The sequence below is a fragment of the Pseudomonas sp. NPDC089530 genome, from assembly GCF_050280705.1.
Classification (GTDB): Bacteria; Pseudomonadota; Gammaproteobacteria; order Pseudomonadales; family Pseudomonadaceae; genus Aquipseudomonas.
Genome location: NZ_JBNNVU010000116.1, coordinates 1 through 15,347, shown reverse-complemented (window position 1 = coordinate 15,347; position 15,347 = coordinate 1). Strand labels below are relative to the sequence as shown.

The 15,347-nt window shown below is 64.6% G+C and carries 13 protein-coding genes and 1 pseudogene; 3 read left to right on the top strand and 11 right to left on the bottom strand.

Annotation, left to right across the window (positions count from 1 at the left end; all coding sequences use genetic code 11):
* Positions 1-51 precede the first annotated feature (51 nt).
* Positions 52-1,008: a tRNA 5-methoxyuridine(34)/uridine 5-oxyacetic acid(34) synthase CmoB gene (cmoB, locus tag ACQKQA_RS27170; RefSeq protein ID WP_427564249.1), complete on the top strand. Its 957-nt coding sequence runs from the start codon at positions 52-54 to the stop codon at positions 1,006-1,008.
* Between the two features lie 125 nt (positions 1,009-1,133).
* On the opposite strand, the gene tadA is transcribed toward cmoB, so the two are convergent.
* The 7 genes from tadA to treP form a co-directional block, all read right to left on the bottom strand.
* Complete coding sequence (gene tadA, locus ACQKQA_RS27165) at positions 1,134-1,628, bottom strand: tRNA adenosine(34) deaminase TadA (RefSeq protein ID WP_427564247.1); 495 nt, start codon at positions 1,626-1,628, stop codon at positions 1,134-1,136.
* Positions 1,628-3,004: a multicopper oxidase family protein gene (locus ACQKQA_RS27160; protein WP_427564245.1), complete on the bottom strand. Its 1,377-nt coding sequence runs from the start codon at positions 3,002-3,004 to the stop codon at positions 1,628-1,630. The genes tadA and ACQKQA_RS27160 overlap by 1 nt, the downstream gene beginning before the upstream one ends.
* 219 nt (positions 3,005-3,223) lie before the next feature.
* Positions 3,224-3,520, bottom strand: coding sequence for a PTS transporter subunit EIIB (locus ACQKQA_RS27155; protein ID WP_427564243.1), 297 nt, complete (start codon positions 3,518-3,520; stop codon positions 3,224-3,226).
* A gap of 2 nt (positions 3,521-3,522) precedes the next feature.
* On the bottom strand, positions 3,523-6,057 hold the full coding sequence (gene ptsP / locus ACQKQA_RS27150; protein WP_427564241.1) for a phosphoenolpyruvate--protein phosphotransferase: 2,535 nt from the start codon (positions 6,055-6,057) through the stop codon (positions 3,523-3,525).
* 62 nt (positions 6,058-6,119) lie between these two features.
* Complete coding sequence (locus tag ACQKQA_RS27145; RefSeq protein ID WP_427564239.1) at positions 6,120-7,343, bottom strand: maltoporin; 1,224 nt, start codon at positions 7,341-7,343, stop codon at positions 6,120-6,122.
* A 108-nt stretch (positions 7,344-7,451) separates the two neighbouring features.
* The gene (treC, locus tag ACQKQA_RS27140) at positions 7,452-9,101 is read right to left on the bottom strand and encodes an alpha,alpha-phosphotrehalase (protein ID WP_427564238.1); all 1,650 of its coding nucleotides are present in this window, start codon (positions 9,099-9,101) and stop codon (positions 7,452-7,454) included.
* A 108-nt stretch (positions 9,102-9,209) separates the two neighbouring features.
* Positions 9,210-10,652: a PTS system trehalose-specific EIIBC component gene (treP, locus tag ACQKQA_RS27135; protein WP_427564236.1), complete on the bottom strand. Its 1,443-nt coding sequence runs from the start codon at positions 10,650-10,652 to the stop codon at positions 9,210-9,212.
* A 307-nt stretch (positions 10,653-10,959) separates the two neighbouring features.
* On the opposite strand from treP, the gene treR reads away from it, so the two are divergent.
* Positions 10,960-11,664 (top strand): trehalose operon repressor, encoded by a 705-nt coding sequence (gene treR, locus ACQKQA_RS27130; RefSeq protein WP_427564234.1) that lies wholly within the window; start codon positions 10,960-10,962, stop codon positions 11,662-11,664.
* A gap of 13 nt (positions 11,665-11,677) precedes the next feature.
* Here treR and ACQKQA_RS27125 read toward each other — a convergent pair whose 3' ends face one another.
* The 3 genes from ACQKQA_RS27125 to ACQKQA_RS27115 form a co-directional block, all read right to left on the bottom strand.
* Entirely contained in the window at positions 11,678-12,199 is a 522-nt protein-coding gene (locus ACQKQA_RS27125; RefSeq protein ID WP_427564232.1) for a helix-turn-helix transcriptional regulator, read from the bottom strand.
* A 5-nt stretch (positions 12,200-12,204) separates the two neighbouring features.
* Positions 12,205-12,483, bottom strand: coding sequence for a hypothetical protein (locus ACQKQA_RS27120; RefSeq protein WP_427564230.1), 279 nt, complete (start codon positions 12,481-12,483; stop codon positions 12,205-12,207).
* A gap of 217 nt (positions 12,484-12,700) precedes the next feature.
* Positions 12,701-13,543, bottom strand: a complete 843-nt coding sequence (locus tag ACQKQA_RS27115; RefSeq protein WP_427564228.1) for an AraC family transcriptional regulator — start codon at positions 13,541-13,543, stop codon at positions 12,701-12,703.
* A 150-nt stretch (positions 13,544-13,693) separates the two neighbouring features.
* Between ACQKQA_RS27115 and ACQKQA_RS27110 the strand changes: the two genes are divergently transcribed.
* Complete coding sequence (locus ACQKQA_RS27110; protein WP_427564226.1) at positions 13,694-14,875, top strand: FAD-dependent oxidoreductase; 1,182 nt, start codon at positions 13,694-13,696, stop codon at positions 14,873-14,875.
* Positions 14,876-15,012: 137 nt separating this feature from the next.
* Here ACQKQA_RS27110 and ACQKQA_RS27105 read toward each other — a convergent pair.
* Positions 15,013-15,347: pseudogene (locus tag ACQKQA_RS27105) on the bottom strand (hypothetical protein); the annotation flags it as partial.

Here is a 15,347-nt window from a genome sequence, read left to right as displayed (position 1 = left end):
AGTCGTGCCGTGGTTCCAGTGTCTTAACTTTGCCTCGTTGATTGCCTTGCCATGATCGATCTGTCCCCCCTCGCCCGCCGTCTGGCCGGCACGCCGCTGGCCGACTGGGCCAACACCCTGCAAGCGCAACTCGACACCAAGATGGAAAAGGGTCACGGCGACCTGGAGCGCTGGCAGAGCGCGCTGGATGCACTGCCGAAGGTCCAGCCGACCCGGGTCGACCTGCTCGATGGCCTGACCCTGGACACCGACTGCGACGACGAAACCCGCGCCCAGATGCACAGCGCGCTGATGGGCCTGTCGCCCTGGCGCAAGGGCCCGTTCGACCTGTTCGGCGTGCATGTGGATACCGAGTGGCGCTCGGACTGGAAGTGGTCGCGGGTCGCACCGCACCTGGACCTTGCGGGCAAGCGCATCCTCGATGTCGGCTGCGGCAATGGCTATTACATGTGGCGCATGCTCGGTGCCGGCGCCCACAGCGTGATCGGCGTCGACCCCAACTGGCTGTTCTTCTGCCAGTTCCAAGCGGTGCAGCGTTACCTGTCAGAGCCCGCGGTGTGGCACCTGCCATTCCCGTTCGAGGACCTGCCGCCCAACCTGGAAGGCTTCGACACGGTGTTTTCCATGGGCGTGTTCTACCACCGCCGCTCGCCGATCGAACATTTGCTGGCGCTCAAGGACTGCCTGGTCAAGGGCGGCGAACTGGTGCTGGAAACCCTGGTGGTGGAAGGCGACCAGCATCAGGTGCTGGTGCCGGAAGACCGCTACGCGCAGATGCGCAACGTGTGGTTCCTGCCGTCGGTGCCGGCCCTGGAACTGTGGCTGCGCCGCGCCGGCTTCAGCGACGTGCGCTGCGTGGATGTCAGCGTGACCAGCGTCGAGGAACAACGGGCCACCGCGTGGATGAAGTACCAGTCCCTGAGCGACTTCCTCGACCCCAACGACCACAGCAAGACCATCGAAGGCCTGCCGGCGCCGATGCGCGCGGTAATCGTCGCCAGGAAATAAGCCACCTGTATCTGTAGGAGCGAGGCTTGCCCGCGATAGTGATTTCGAACCTCACGGCAGATTCGAGATGTGCATTGCCCGGGCTGACGCTATCGCGGGCAAGCCTCGCTCCTACAGGAAGGTGCTCAGTCGCGGCTGGCTCGGCGCGCCTTGAAGAATTCACTCAGCACCGCGCCGCACTCTTCGGCCAGGACCCCGCCTTCGAACAGCACCCGGTGGTTGAGAAACCCCTGGCTGAAGAACTGTCCCTGGCTCTGCACGATGCCCGCCTTGGGCTCCAGCGCACCGTACACCACCCGGGCGATCCGCGAATGCACGATCAGCCCGGCGCACATGCTGCACGGTTCCAGGGTCACGTAGAGGGTGCTGCCGGGCAGGCGGTAATTGTTCACCGCCTGGGCCGCGGCACGGATCGCGACCATTTCCGCATGGGCACTGGGATCGCTGCCGCTGATCGGGCAATTGAAACCACGGCCGATGATTTCCCCGTCCTGCACCAGCACCGCGCCCACCGGTACCTCGCCCAGGGCCGCGCCCTGGGCGGCCAGGGCCAGGGCCTCGCGCATGAAGTCCTGGTCGCGGCTGCGATCGATGATCCGGGCCGGGCGAATCTGCCGCATCAGGCCACCTCGATGGCGGCCATCAGGCCGGTTTCCATGTGGTCGATCACATGGCAATGGAACATCCACACCCCCGGGTTATCCGCTACCAGCGCCACCCGGGCCCGCTCGTTCTTGCCCAGCAGGTAGGTGTCGGTGAAATACGGGGTGATCTGCTTGCGGTTCGAGGAGATGACCTTGAAGCTCATGCCGTGCAAGTGGATCGGATGCTGGTACTGGGTCATGTTCTTCAATTCGAAAATGTAGCTCTGGCCTTTCTTGAGCGTGGCGATCGGGCGGTCGGCGCAGGTCTTGTCGGTGATGTCCCAGGCCTTGCCGTTGATCTGCCACAGGCTCGGTGGCTTGCCATTGTCCACGTTCACCGAGACCGAGCCAACCCACTCGAAGTTGAAGTTGAGCTTCTCGGCATTGTCCAGGTCCGGCTCGGCCACCGGGTTGGCCGGCAACGCCGGCGGCCACTCGGTCGGCGCATCGCTGTTGGCCACCGAACGGAAGGTGCCCAGGCGCACCGGGCCATTGCGCAGCGACAGCTCTTCGCCGGCCGCTGGCGCCTTGATCGCCAGGCAGATACGCATGCCCGGCCCCAGCCAGTATTCCTTGCCCAGCGGACGCGGCTCGATGGGGTTGCCGTCCAGGGCGTAGATCTGCGCTTCGGCGTCGGGGATGTTGATGCGGTAGGTCAGGGTGTTGTCGAGGTTGAGCAGGCGCACGCGGGTGATCTGCCCGGCCGGAATCTCGACCACCGCCTGGGACACGCCGTTGATGGTCGACAAACGCCCGGCGGTGCCGCCCCGTGCCGCCTCGCGGGGAATGCTGAAGGGCAGGAAGGCGCCCTCTTCATCCACATGCCAGCTTTTCAGGCTCAGGGTGCGTTCGTACTTGAAGCCGGTGGGCTCGCGCTCTTCGACGATCAGCGGGCCGACCAGGCCGCGGCCCAGCTCTTCGCTGCTGTTGACGTGCGGGTGGTACCAGTAGCTGCCGGCATCCGGCACGCGGAACTGGTAGTCGAAGTACTCGCCCGGCATCACCGGCAACTGCGACACGTAAGGCACGCCGTCCATTTCCAGCGGCAGGCGGATGCCGTGCCAATGGATGGTGGTGGCCACCGGCAGCTGGTTGATGAAGCGCACCCGCAGCCACTCGCCCTGGCGCACCCGCAGCTCGGTGCCCGGCGCCGAGGGGCCGAAGGCCCAGGCCTGGGTCTTGTGGCCCGGCACCAGTTCCACGTCCAGCGGCGCGGCGATCAGTTGATAATCGTGGCCCGCCTCGGCGTCGGCCACCTTGCCCAACCAGTAACGCGCCGCGCCACCGGCCCCCACGCCAACCACTGCAAGACCGGCCAGACCACCAAGTATCTGTCGACGGGTAAAGGACATGGACTCAACTACCTCACGTATCTGCGGCGGGCCGGGGCCCGAAAAGGCGAATACGATACACCCGCAGTTGAGAAACGGTAAGGGCACAGCGGCGACCGGCCGCAGGCAGATCGTCGGCGCCTGAAAGGACGCCATCGCGGGCAAGCCTCGCTCCTACGGATCTGCGACATCTGTAGGAGCGAGGCTTGCCCGCGATCGAGTGCACAGCACTCGCAGTGCCTAGACGGACACCCCGACCAGCAGATGCACCACGCCCCCGGCCAACGCCATCACCCCGGGCACGCCAGCCCCTTGCAAGGCCGCGGCATCGAGCAGGCTCGGATCATGCAATTCCACCCGCACCCGGGTCAGGGCCACCCGCTGCTGGCTCTTGAGATTGTTGGCGCCGCCCAGGGCCGCGAGCAGCTCTGGGCCCAGGGCGGCCTCCGCCTTGGGTTGGACTGCCGCTTTCGGGTGATCGGGCACCAGGTCCGGGGTCAGGGCTTTCCAGAACGCCCGCTGCAATTTCTCGAACATGTTCAGTTCTCCAGAACCAGGGAAGGGGTCAGCGTCGACTGTTGATGCAGCTGCAAGGCATCGCGCACCTGCTCGGCACTTTCCAGGCCGAGCACGCACCCGGCGAGGGCCTGGCATTGGCTCAGCTCGACCTCGCGCACCCGGGCCTTGATCGCCGGGATCAGCGGCACGCTGACCGACAGTTCGTCCACCCCCAGACCCAGCAACAGGGGCACCGCCAGGGTTTCCGAAGCCAGCGCGCCACACACCCCCACCCACTTGCCATGGGCATGGGCGGCCTTGACGGTGCTGGCGATCAGGCGCAGCACCGCCGGGTGAAAGCTGTCGGCCTGGCTGGCCAGGCGCGGGTGATCGCGGTCCATGGCCAGGGTGTACTGGGTCAGGTCATTGGTGCCGATGGAGAAGAAATCCACCTCCGGCGCGAACAGGTCGGCCAGCAGCGCCGCCGAGGGGACTTCGATCATGATCCCCAGCTTCGGCAACTCCGCGAGCCCCAGAGCCAGGGCTTCGTCCTCCAGCAGTTGCCGCGCCTGCCGCAACTCCGAGAGCTGGGTGACCATCGGCAGCATGATGTGCAGGCGGGCCAACCCGGCACTGGCCAGGATCGCCCGGAACTGCTCGCGCAGCAGCTGCGGGCGTTCCAGGCACAGGCGGATCCCGCGCATGCCGAGGAAGGGGTTGGCCTCGGCCTCCATCGCGACATAGGCCAGGGGTTTGTCGCCGCCCACATCCAGGGTCCGCACCACCAGGTTGCGCTCGGTGCCCAGGACCCGGGCAATGGCGCTGTAGGTCGCCGCCTGCTCTTCATGGCTGGGAGCGACGCCGCGATCCTGGTACAGAAATTCCGAACGCAGCAAGCCGACCCCTTCCCCGCCCAGGTCCATGGCCTGCTCGGCCTCGGCCAGCGAGGCGATGTTGGCCGTCACCTCGAAGTGATGACCGTCGCGCGTTACCGCCGGCAGCCCGGCCTGCTCCAGTTCCTCACGCTGGCGCTGGCGTTGCTGCTGACACCTGGCCTGCAACCGCTCGATCAGCGCCGGCGCCGGCTCCAGGTGCAGGGCACCCTGCTCGGCATCCAGCAGCACCTGAGTACCATTGGCCAGCGCCAGCACCTGGGCCGGCAGGCCACAGATCGCCGGTAGCCCCAGGGCCCGGGCCAGGATCGCCACATGGCTGGTGGCGCCGCCGCCCACCGTGGCGAAGCCCAGGACCTTGCTCGTATCCAGGCCGGCGGTCTGGGATGGCGTGAGTTGCTCGGCAATCAGGATCGCCTGCTCCGGCAGGGTCCAGGCGCTTTCCTGCACCCCGAGCAGCAGCTTGAGCACCCGCTGCCCGACGTCCATCAGGTCCAGCGCACGCTCGGCCAGCAGCGGGCTGTCCAGGCCCCTGAACAGCTCGGCGGTGGCGGCGGTGGCGCTGTTCCAGGCAAAGGCCGCGCTTTTGCCGTCCGCGATCGAGGCCTGGGCCTGTTGCAACAGGCTCGGGTCTTCCAGCAACTCCTGATGCGCCTTGAAGATCTCGCCCTGGGCCACACTGGCGGCCTTGTCGCGCAATGCCTGCAGGGCCTCGGTGGCCTGTGCCAGCGCCCGCTCCAACTGTTCGCGCTGCACCGCCGGATCGCTGGCCAGCTCGCTGATCTCGAGCTTCTGCTCGGCCACCTGCACCACCTGGCCGAAAGCGGAGCCCGTCGAGGCGCAGACGCCCCGCAGCACGGTGGCCGCGGGCGTTTCCACCGGTACCGGCGGCTCGACGGCCACCGCGGTCACCACCTCGCCGCAGCCGCCTGCCAGCAACTCGGTCAGGGCCGCGATCGCCGCCTCGGCATCCTCGCCCGCCGCGCTGATCTGCAAGGCATCGCCCTGCGCAGTCTGCAACGCCATGATCGCCACCAGGGACTTGGCATTGGCGCTGGCCTGTCGTTTATGCAGGTAGATGCTCGCCTTGAAGCCCTTGGCCGCCTGGGCGAACACCGCCGCCGGGCGCGCATGCAGGCCATTGGGATTGGGCAGGGTCACGGGCCTGGAGAACAGGGCCTCGCCTGTCGCCTGGGGTTCTGCTTCCGGCGCCGAGCCCCCGGCCCCCAGTTGCAACAACGGCTGGCCACTGTCCACCAGACCGTTGTCCGCCACCAGCCAGGTGAAGGGCTCGCCGCTGACCACCAGCAACAAGGTCAGCAGGCTGCGCGCATGCAGGGCGATGTAGTCGGCGTCGAACTCGATCAGCGGCTGCCCGGCCTCGACCCGCTGGCCCTCCTGCACCAGGCGGCTGAAGCCTTTGCCGGCCAGGTTCACCGTGTCCAGGCCGATGTGCATCAGCACCTGCACCCCGTTGTCATCGGTGATGCTGACCGCGTGACCACTGTCCTGCACATTGCTGATCACGCCGGCCAGCGGCGCGCACAAGGTCTGCGAAGTCGGGTCGATACACAGACCGTCACCGATCACCCGGCTGGAGAACACCGGGTCCGGCACGTGATCCAGGGGCAGCAGCACCCCGGACAGCGGCGCGAGCAGTTGCAATTGTTGGGTTGTGGCCATGACTTCACCTGCTGTTGTGTTTCTTGTAAGTGCCGATGGAGCGCGCGCCCCGACAGCATCGCTTATTTCCACCAGTACTCGACTTGCAATCCGACGTTCGCGCCGTGCCTGGCCGTGCCGAAGGCGCCGGTATCGGACAACGCCGAACCCGCCGCCAGCTCGTTGGCCGCGCGTTTCGCGGCCTCGTTCCAGCTGGCATAGGTGTAATACAGACGCACCTCCGGGCGGGCCCAGAACGACGGCCCCTTGGGCGACCAGGTCGGGGCGAAGGTGAACTTGCTGAGCTTGCGCGTGCCGCCGGGGGCTTCGACCTGATCGTGGCCCAGCTCGGTGACCAGCTTGAACTGCTCGCTGATGGCATAGGCCGGGCGAATCCCTAAGGAGATCCAGTTCTGGTCGTTGCCGTCGGGACGGATGTCTTTCTGATAGACCGCCTCGACCTGCCCGCCAAAACGCGGGGTCAGCTGCCAGTCGAAGAACTCCACCAGGCGGTAGCTCTTGTTGCGGTCGTCGAGCTGCACATTACCGGTGTAGCCCAGGCCGGTGCCCGGGCCTTCGCCGTATTGCAACGCCAGCTTGTTCTTGCCGCCCAGGAAGTCCTTTTGCACATGCTGGGCAGTGAGCGCCCAACCACTATGGGCATCGCGGCTGTCGGGCTTGTCGATGTAGCTCAGGCCCAGCTCCAGCTCGCCGCCGGGGTTGGTCTTGAAACCGCCGACGTTGAAGTCGTGCCGGTTGATGTAGTCCTTCTGGTAGAGGTTGTCCTTGCGCGAAAAGGCGTAGCTGTATTTCAGGTCGCCGATCAGCACATCCTCGATACCGCCGCCGGTGGCGCTCTGGTTCCAGTAGTAGAAGTCGGAGATATGGATGTCGTTACGCTTGTAGTAACGCCGGCCGGCCCACAGCGAACCGCCATTGAGGCTGGGCATGTTCGACCATTGGGCATACATCTGCGGCATACGCGCCGAGCCGTTGTCGCCCTGGAAGGTCAGGTTGCGGTCGTACTGGTTATAGAGCGACGCCATGGCGTCGACACTGAGCACTGAGCCGTCGTCCAGGGTGTACAGGTCCTGGCGCAGCTCCAGTTCGGCGTACTGTTCGCATTCGTTGCCCAGGCGGTATTTGGACTGCGCGCCAGGCAGTTGGAAACAGGATTGCGAGCTGCTGTTGACCGAAGTCCCGAGGCCGCTGCGCAGGTAACCGGCGAACTCCAGGGCCTGGGCCGGAAAGGGCAATGCCAGGTACAGGCAGGAGGCTGCCAGTGCGCGATTTATTGTTGTTTTCATAAGCCACCCGATTATTTTTATTCTGTGTTTGTGCCCCGCAGGCGCCGCCCGACCGGCGAGCGCAAGCTCGCGGTGTGTCGGCCACGCCGCGTTCCGCGGGGAAGATTGTCAGCGGTCGATCAGATGCAGGACAAAGGACTCGTAAGGCCGCAGGTACAGCTTGCGGCCGCGGGGTTCGTGGTCCGCGTAGTTGCTGATCACCAGGCGCTGCTCCATGTGCCCGGCAATCACCCTTTCCGGCAACGTCAGTTCGCAGGCGCTGCCGTAGAAGTTATTCACCACCAGCAGGCGCTCGCCCTGCCCCTCGCGCAGATAGGCCCAGACCTGCGGATGCTCAGGCAGCAGCTGACGGTATTCGCCGTCCTGGATCAGCGGCTCGCAGCGACGCAGGGCAATCAGGCGGCGGTAGTGGTGCAGGACCGAGTCCGGGTCATCGAGCTGCTGCTCGACATTGGTCCGCACGGCATCGACCGGCACGCCGATCCAGGGCTCGACGCTGCTAAAGCCACCGTGGGCCCCGGCATGCCATTGCATCGGCGTGCGGCCGTTGTCCCGGGACTTCTGCATGATCGCCTCCATGCTGTCGGCATCGCTCACGCCAGCGTCGCGCTTGAGGCGGTAGATATTCAGGGTCTCGACGTCGCGGTACTGGTCGATATGGGTAAAGCCGGGGTTGGCCATGCCCAGCTCTTCGCCCTGGTACACGAACGGCGTGCCCTGGAGAAAGTGCAGCGCGGTGGCGAGCATCTTCGCCGAGACCACGCGGTGTTCGCCGTCGTCGCCGAAACGCGACACCACCCGCGGCTGGTCGTGGTTACACCAGAACAGCGCGTTCCAACCGCCACCGGCCTGCATGCCGCTCTGCCAGTCGGAGAGGATGCGCTTGAGTTGGAGGAAGTCGAAATCGGCGCGCACCCACTTCTGCAAGTTCGGGTAATCGACCTTCAGGTGATGGAAGTTGAAGGTCATCGACAGCTCTTTCGACGCGGGCTGCGAGTAGCGAATGCAGTGTTCGAGGCTGGTGGAGGACATTTCCCCGACATTGATCAACTCGAAGCCGTCGAAGACCTCGCGGTGCATCTGCTGCAGGTACTGGTGCACATTCGGGCCGTCGGTATAGAAGCGCCGGCCGTCGCTGGCGTCCTCCGGAAAATCCGCCGGCTTGGAGATCAGGTTGATCACGTCCAGGCGGAAACCGCCCACCCCCTTGTCGCGCCAGAAGCGCATCATCTTGAACACTTCGTCCCGTACCCGGGGATTGTCCCAGTTGAGGTCGGCCTGGGTAGGGTCGAACAGGTGCAGGTAGTACTGACCGGTCTGCGCTTCGTATTCCCAGGCGGAGCCGCCGAATTTCGACTCCCAGTTGTTCGGCTGGTCGCGCCAGATGTAGAAGTCGCGGTACGGGTTGTCGAGGCTGCTGCGGGCCTGGCGGAACCACTCATGCTCGATGGAGGTGTGGTTGACCACGATGTCCAGCATCAGCTTGATGCCACGCTTACCGGCCTCGGCGATCAACAGCTCGCAATCGGCCATGGTCCCGTAGCTCGGGTCGATGGCGTAGTAGTCGCTGATGTCGTAGCCGTTGTCGCGCTGGGGCGAACGCAGGAACGGGGTGAGCCACAGGCAATCGACGCCCAGCCAGTGCAGGTAATCGAGCTTGTCGACCACCCCCAGCAAGTCGCCGGTGGCCTGGCCGCTGTGGCTGTAGAAGCTTTTCGGGTAGATCTGGTAGATCACCGAACGTTGCCAGTCTTGCATGGCGGGTTCCTTCAATGGGTTGGGTACTGGCTTTGGGGCCCTTATCGCGGGCAAGCCTCGCTCCTGCAGGGGGACGCGGAAATCTGGCTTGCCCGCGACAGCGATCTGTCAGGCCACCCGATACCCCGGGCGGATGATCTTCAGGCTCAAGCCGCAGGTCAGCACGAACGGCACCACCAGGGCGACGACCATGCCGACGACGAACATCGGGATGTACTGCGGAATGATCGAGATGAACCCCGGCAGCCCACCGACACCGATGGCCGAGGCCTGGACCTTGTTCAGCGCCAGGAACACGCTGCCCAGCGCCGAGCCGATCAGCGCGGCGTAGAACGGGAATTTGTAGCGCAGGTTGACGCCGAACATGGCCGGTTCGGTGATACCGAAATAGGCGGAGATCGCCGAGGTCGAGGCCATGCTGCGATCACGCGCATTGCGGCTCATGCTGAACACCGCCAGCGCCGCGCTGCCCTGGGCCAGGTTGGACATGACGATCATCGGCCAGATGAAGGTGCCGCCGTGGGTCGAGATCAGTTGCAGGTCCACGGCCAGGAACATGTGATGCATGCCGGTGATCACCAGGGGCGCGTACAGCAGGCCGAAAATCGCCCCGCCGAGCATCGGCGCCAGTTCGAACAGGGTGACCACGCCTTCGGTGATCAGGATCCCCAGGTGCCGGGTCACCGGCCCGATCACCGCCAGCGCCAGCACGCCGGTGACCACTATGGTGGTGATGGGCACCACCAGCAGGGTGATCGCATTCGGCACCCGCGCCCGCAGCCACTTTTCGATGACGCTCATGACGTAGGCCGCCAGCAGGATCGGCAGGATCTGCCCCTGGTAGCCGACCTTCTCGATGCGGAACAGGCCGAAGATGTCGAAGTACGGCAGGCTCTGGCCCTCCAGCCCAGCCACGGCCTTGCCGTAGTTCCAGGCATTGAGCAGGTCGGGGTGCACCAGCATCAGGCCCAGCACGATGCCGAGGATTTCACTGCCGCCAAAGCGCTTGGCCGCCGACCAGCCCACCAGGGCCGGCAGGAACACGAAGGAGGTGTTGGCCATCAGGTTGATCAGGCTCCACAGGCCCCCCAGGTTCGGATAGGCCTCGAGCAGGGTCCGGCCTTCGATGAACATGCCCTTGGCGCCGAGCAGGTTGTTCACCCCCATCAGCAGGCCGGCAATGATCAGCGCCGGCAGGATCGGCATGAAGACATCGGAAAACACCCGCACCAGACGCTGCATGGCGTTGGCCTTGTCGGCGCCCTTTTGCTTGACGTCGGCGATGGTGGCAGCGGCCAGCCCGGTGAGTTGGCGCAACGCGGCATAGACCTTTTCGACTTCGCCGGGGCCGATGACCACCTGGAACAGGCCACCGGTAAAAAACGAACCCTTGACCAGGTCGATCTGGTTCAGCGTCGCACTGTCCACCCGGCTCGGGTCCTTGAGGGCCAGGCGCAGGCGGGTGACGCAGTGCGCGGCCTGTTCGAGGTTGTCGGCGCCACCGAGGCTGTGCAACAGCTCGCTGGCGATCGTGGAATAGTCGTGGCTCATGCTTGTTCTTCCGCTGTGGTTTTTTGTTATTGGCAGCACGCCGAAGCGAAAAATACTCGTACAGACGAGTTAAAGCAACAACTCGTCTGTACGAGTTTGACAACCCGACCAGCGGCACAGCCCGAGCCCCACTCCGCAAGCAGCGCTCGCCCGGACCCACCGCTGGAAATGCACCTTCTGCTGCACCGCCGTTTCGTACCGGGTGCGTCCGCGGCAGCGCCTACAGGGCGTAAACAGCCGCAATAGACAAAGCCGTCCCCTGCCCTTAAGGTTCCTGCCTTGAGCGCAGACGGCACAGAGCCATTCCATGAGTAAATACAACCAGATCTACAGCGATCTGCTTGCCAGCATCACCACCGAACGCCTGGAGCGCGGCGCTCGTCTGCCTTCCGAAACCGAGTTGATGGACAGCTACCAGGCCAGCCGCGGCACCGTGCGCAAGGCCATCGAGCAGCTTCAGGAGCGGGGCTTCGCCCAGAAGATCCACGGCAAAGGCACTTTCGTGTTGTCACCGAACCCGATCGAGTTCCAGCTGGGCGGCATCGTCAGCTTCCAGGAAACCTACCCGCGCCTGGGCAACGACGTCAGCACCGAGGTGGTGGAATTCGTCCAGTTTCCACTGGAAGGCGCGCTGCGCGAACAACTGAAGGCTGAGGAAGGCAGCCTGGTGACCCGCATCAAGCGGGTGCGCCGCATCGATGGCAAACGGGTGATCCTCGACATCAACCACTTCGTCGCCGACCTGATCCCGGGGTTGGACCGGCAGATCGCCGAGCATTCGATCTACGCCTACATCGAACAGACCCTGCAATTGCAGATCAGCTACGCCCAGCGGACCATCGAGGCCACCCCATGCACCCGGGACGACCAGCAGCACCTGGACCTGGATGGCCAGAGCCACGTGATAGTGGTCAGCAACCAGACCTTCCTGCAGGACGGCCGGCAGTTCGAATACACCGAATCCCGGCACACCCTGGACAAGTTCTACTTCTCGGACGTGGCGCGACGCTGACGGCCCCTGCCCCTCAGCCCAGCAGGGCCACCAGCTCGGCGCTCGGCGGGCCGACCCGCCGCGCCTCCTTGGCCACGTTCACCGACTGCGCGACCCGCGCCACTTCGATCACCGGGTGCTGTAGCGCATAGCCACCCCGGGCCTCCAGCCAGCTCAGCACTTCCGCCAGGTGCCAGAGCGAAGCGCTGCCCTCATGGATCGCCAGGGGGAAACTGTCGGCATGGTTGAGCATCAGCTTGCGCATGTTCTGCCGGGAAACCCCGACTATGTCGGCAATCTCGCTCAAACCGACGAAATCCGGACTGGCCTCGACCAGCCGCGCATAGGGGAGGATTCGCTTGATATCGCCCAGGGCACTGAGCAGGGCAGCCTTGCCGCTCTCGGCCTCGCGGCTGAACTCCAGCGCCACGCGCCCGGCCAGACCGATACCGACCAGCGCGTCGGTGCAGCCACCCGCGCCGAGGCGCTCCACCAGTGCGTCCGGGTCGCAGTCATGGGCGGGCAGCAGGTAGTTGAGGGTAAACAGGTATTCCATGATCGTTACTCCCGACGCGGTTGCGGGTACTTCCCGCCGCGCAGCTGGTTCAGCGTGCAGTTGTCGATGACCCGGCACAACGCCCGGGCATGCTGGAGGGGATTCTTGGGCGTGCGCCACACGCTGGTGATGCAGAATTCGCCACAACGACACACCTCACTGTTGTAGGGGCAGTAGATCTTGCCCCAGGCATGACCACCGCCGACTTCGACGCGCCAGCCCTGCCATTCGGCGTAGCGCAGGGCCATTTCAATGTCTTTCTTGGGATGAATTGCACGAGCCATCCATAGCCTCCAGTATCGCCAGCAATGCAAGGTTGTCAACTGACAACCTTGATGATTTCGAACAAATCCGCTCAACGGAACAACCGCGGGAAAAAATCGCCAGGGGGACTTACGAAGGGTAGAGCGTTGCCCGGACATAGGCGCCGGGCATGTCTTTCGCGATATTGCCGGAGGGCCGCCAAAGGGGGGTTCTACAGGTCTTGAAACACAAACACCCTCAAGCCGATGGAACGGGACGCCTTGACCCGAGCGCCAAACGAGCAGCAAAGAAACGCCCGGGCGATTCGCCGAAGGCACGCCGGAACATGGCGATGAAATTGCTAGGCGAGGCATAGCCCAGGGCATCTGCCACCTGGCTGACCGTCTGCCCCTGAGCCAGCAAGGGCAATCCATGGGCCAGTTGCGCCTGTTGTCGCCATTGCGAAAAACTCAGGCCGGTTTCAGCCAGCATCAGGCGGCGCAAGGTGCGTGTCGACATGGCCCCCCATGCCGCACACATCTCCAGGGTGGGGGTTGCTGCCGGATTCTCCAGGACCTTGCGCACCACCCGCTCCAGCCGCGGATCGGTAGGCATCGGCAGATGCAGGGAGGCCTCGGGCGGCTGGCGCAATTCGTCGAGAATCACCGCGACCATCCGCGACTGTTCCGGCCCCAGGGCCTGGTGCTTGTCCCAGGCCAGGGCCCGGCGCGCCAGGGCCGTCAACACCTCGGTGACGCCGATCACACAAGGTTGAAGCGGCAAGCCTTCACACACCTCAGGCATCAGCAGCAGGCTCCAGCCACTCAAGGCACCGCTGACCTGCACCCGATGCGATACATTCGCGGGTATCCAACCGGCCCGGTGCGGCGGGAGCAACCAGGCCCCATGGGCAGTACGCACCTGGATCAACCCGGTCTCGACACAGAACAACTGACCACGGGCATGCTGGTGCCAGTCGTACTCCCGATTGCCCAGGCGGTATTCACTACCTGGCTCATCGGAACCTTTCAGAGCGATCAGGGAAGGCCCCGCCAACCATTCACTGAAGTCGGGACGGGAGTCGGTGAATGGCTGGCTCATCTTGGCCTGTTCTCACTGTTTTATGCCCAGATAGCGTTATATCACCGCCTTTCCCGAACCACATAATGGCTTCGACAGCACGTTCCATGGTGCAGAAATCCTCATTGCCGATGCCGGCGATGTCACCGTTGAATTTCGGGAAGAACAAGCATGAATGACTGGCGAGTGGGCATTATCGGTGCAGGAATCGGCGGTTTGTGCCTGGCTCAAGGCCTGGCGAAGGCGGGAATAGCCGTCGAGATCCATGAAATTGACAGCAGCGCCCACAGCCGCGGCCAGGGCTACCGGCTGCGTATCGACGCCGTGGGGCAGCAAGCGCTGGCGCGCTGCCTGACGCCCGCCAATGACCAGCTATGGCGGGCCAGCTGTCCGCGCATGGAGCAACCGGCACGCTTTATCGACCCGCAGTTGCACCCCCAGGAACAACGTGTCCCCCGTCATTGGGCCCCCGGGTGCGCGCCGGTCGAGGACCTTTGCGTACACCGTCAGACGCTGCGCGAAGTGCTCTGTGACGGCCTGGAGGAGCACATCCATTGGCATCATCCGCTGCACAGCTTTCACCCCGACGGTAGCGGTGTCGAGTTGCGGTTCGCCAACGCTAGTCGAAGGCGAGTGGATCTGTTGGTGGCAGCCGATGGCGTCGGCTCGATGATCCGTCGCCAGTTACTGCCCCAGGCGACCGTGCACGACTCCGGGGCCATTTGCCTGTATGGCAAGACGCCCTTGACCGCGAAGGTTCTTCACGCCCTGGAACCCCAGTGGCTGCAAGGCACCAGCGTGGTGTTTGCCGACGGCTTCAGCCTGGTCATCGAGCCCATGCGCTTCAACCGGGACCTGGCACTACTGCCCGCGCAATACGGCTCCAACTGCCGCCTGAGCGCAGTGGATGACTATTTGTACTGGGCCTTCATTGGCCCTGGTACGCGCCTGGCAGGCAAAGACCTGGCCAGAACCGACAGTGCCGCCTGGCAGGCACACCTGCGCGTACTCAGCGCAGACTGGCACCCCCAACTGCGAAGCGTACTGGAACATGGCGACGCCAGCGTCCTGAGCGTTCGAACGGTTTACAGCGCCTCGCAAGTCCCCGATTGGCCGTCCGGGCGCGTCACCCTGCTGGGCGACGCCATACACCCGATGAGCCCGGCGGGCGGGCTGGGTGCCAACAGCGCCCTGCATGACGCAGCGTTGCTGGCTGACACACTGGCCTCTGTGTCCTGTGCACAGCAGTTACCGGCTGCCGTCCAGCGTTATGAGGACGCGATGCGCCAGCATGCCAACCAGGCCCTGCAAACCACCCGACTGGCCAATCAAAGGCTGTTTGATCGCTCTTGAAAGCCGTCATCGGGCGCCCAGCACCCCCGGCATCAGCAAAATCCGTCCCCCAGAAACGCCAATGGCGATCGATACCCGAAGGTCTCGATCGCCATTGCTTACTGCGAATGGATCACGTGCCGATCAATCGGCCAGGATCATTCCCACTCGATGGTGGCTGGCGGCTTGCTCGACACGTCGTAGGTGACGCGGGAGATGCCTTCGATCTCGTTGATGATCCGGCCGCTGACGGTTTCCAGCAGCTCGTAAGGCAGGTGCGCCCAACGTGCGGTCATGAAGTCGATGGTTTCCACGGCGCGCAGGGCCACGACCCAGGCGTAACGACGGCCGTCACCGACCACGCCCACCGATTTCACCGGCTGGAACACCACGAACGCCTGGCTGACCTTGTGGTACCAGTCGGCCTGATCGTGAACACCCTTGGCCATCACCTGGACGAGTTGCGCGAGCTGCACCGGGAAATGCCCATGGT